Below are 1,838 nucleotides of genomic sequence, written 5' to 3' on the forward strand. Positions count from 1 at the left end.
GCTCGAAGAGTGCTTGCGAAAGCTTGCATCCAGTCCCGAGACGACGCTGTCCATGATGTGCGAACGGGCGAACTTCATGCCCATTCGAACAGGATGGCCAGCGATACGCCGATGGCCAGTACGATGAGCGTGGCCACGCCGTGGGTAGGAATGACGCGATCGTAGACCTGCATGGAAAAGATCGATGCACCCAGCGCGATGATGCTCATCACTACCGAGGCGATGACCACTTCGAGAATGATGGGACGGAACTCGGCCAGGGCTTCCTTGAAGACACGCTCGAAACCGTTCTGCCCGTCCTTGGCGCCCAGCGCGGCGAAGTCAAGTCGGTAGGCACCGTCGATCAGGTCACTGTCGCTGATGAGGGCATGGCCTTCTTCGCTGATGAAGATCCAACGCCCATCGGGCCGCTGGTCGACGATGATGCCCCAGCCGCGCTCGTTGACCACGCCCAGCATGGGGAGCTGGGCGCGCTCCGGGACGTCTGATTGTTGCGCCTTGGGCAGGCTCAGGGCAGTGCATAAAACCTGAAGATCGATGGCGGCACTGCCGTTCTTGCCCATGGCAGTAGCAATGGCTGCATCCAGGCGCACACTGTCGATCACCACACCTTGGCGCCGGGCCGCGGTCATCACCGCCCACGACAAGGAAGACGCCAGTTCGCTCATCGACCTGCTCCCGGCATGAAGACAAGACGCTGGCCGCCGGGCTGCACGCCGACCCGCTGGGCCAGCGGGCAAGTTAGCGCAACGCACGGTGAACTGGAATGTGAATGAATGTGCTTTCTCATGGCGATTCGTTTGGGTTGGTATCAGTGGCGACGATCGACCTTCCTTCACGGGAAGGGCTGTCGAGGCTGCATCTTCAGGACGTACTCGGCTTGATCGACAGTGAGAGCGAAAAGCGGGAGAGAACCCCTCCGACGATGCGTCGCGCGATACCCCAAACAATCAGGAATTCAGGTCATCGATAGTGCATCGTCGCGCCAGCGCAAGCGGGCAACTACCGAGGGAAATCGCGTCCGGAATTCGGCGCTGCGGCAGATCGTCAATGGAGCCTATGATGTTTGAAAATATATAAATATTTAATTGTCCTTTAGTGCATTCCAGATTTTTTTGTCGTCAAAAACTTAGTAAATGACGATTTAATTCGGACAAGATTTGCACTGTTGTAGACGCGCAGAGAAAAGCAGATGCGACAGGACCAAGGCAATCAATTTCCAGACCTGATCCGGCGATATGAAGGAATCCGAAAACCTGTTGAAGTCTTCTTCACAGTTGGATTCCAAAAATAGAACTCCCCTCGAACCATGTCGGATACGAGGGGAGATTGGTGCCATTCGCCACCTGGTAATCCGACAGGAAGTCAGCACTGGTGACAGCATCTCCGCTAGACCATGGACAGAGATGCAAAACTAACTTTATCGAATCGATGACGCCCCCGAAACTGTCCGATGGTGCAGGCAAAATACTATCTTCGATGATGCAATCTGAAAGCTATTCATGACACAAAAGACGTCAACACATCTCCGACAGCCATCCTTCCTCACGCCACGGAAATCCAGGAAGCCGCCGATGCATCCACCCCGACGGGCGTGACCAACAACTCATCCAGGCACGGCGACAATGCAGCCGGCCTGGTCACCGGAGCAGCACAATAGCGGGCGAATTCCACCCCGAGCATGGGCTGCGAGTAATACCAGCCCTGGGCATAATCCACGCCGGCCTGTTCCAGGTAGCGGGCCTGCGCGACGGTCTCCACGCCTTCGGCGACGATCTTCAGCCCAAGCTTCTTGGCCATGTCGATGATGCAGCCCAGTACCGGATGCGGCGGAGCAT

General features: G+C 56.7%; 2 protein-coding genes. Both read right to left on the bottom strand.

Going from position 1 to position 1,838, the window contains the following annotated elements; genetic code table 11:
- Positions 1-74: 74 nt before the first annotated feature.
- Positions 75-668 carry a hypothetical protein gene (locus I5W_RS10565; protein ID WP_044529188.1) on the bottom strand — a complete coding sequence of 198 codons (594 nt, stop codon included), beginning with the start codon at positions 666-668 and terminating at the stop codon, positions 75-77.
- A gap of 877 nt (positions 669-1,545) precedes the next feature.
- A partial coding sequence (locus I5W_RS10570; protein ID WP_044529189.1) for an EAL domain-containing protein occupies positions 1,546-1,838 on the bottom strand: 293 nt, incomplete at its 5' end.

The organism is Herbaspirillum sp. B65 (genome assembly GCF_000333555.1).
Lineage (GTDB): Bacteria > Pseudomonadota > Gammaproteobacteria > Burkholderiales > Burkholderiaceae_D > Herbaspirillum > Herbaspirillum rubrisubalbicans.

Bases quoted from the DNA above. Each gene is read 5' to 3' on its own strand.
- I5W_RS10565 (WP_044529188.1), bottom strand. From the start codon at position 668: ATGAGCGAACTGGCGTCTTCCTTGTCGTGGGCGGTGATGACCGCGGCC.